The 205-nt window shown below is 41.0% G+C and carries 1 rRNA gene; it reads left to right on the top strand.

Annotated features, from left to right (window positions below):
* Positions 1–123: 123 nt before the first annotated feature.
* Positions 124–205: ribosomal RNA gene (gene rrf / locus ABES52_RS16865) — 5S ribosomal RNA — on the top strand; the annotation flags it as partial.

Below are 205 nucleotides of genomic sequence, written 5' to 3' on the forward strand. Positions count from 1 at the left end.
GATACTCAATGTCCTACTTCAACCTTTATCTAGTTTTGAGGGAATAAAAAAATAAAAAAACCTCTTGAAAAACGACAAAAACTCTGTATAATAGAGGTTGTCGTTAGGAAAACGAAATAAATGTCTGGTGGCGATAGCGAGGAGGTCACACCCGTTCCCATACCGAACACGGAAGTTAAGCTCTTCAGCGCCGATGGTAGTTGGG

This window comes from Aeribacillus pallidus (assembly GCF_050478865.1).
Taxonomy (GTDB): Bacteria; Bacillota; Bacilli; order Bacillales; family JACDOC01; genus JACDOC01.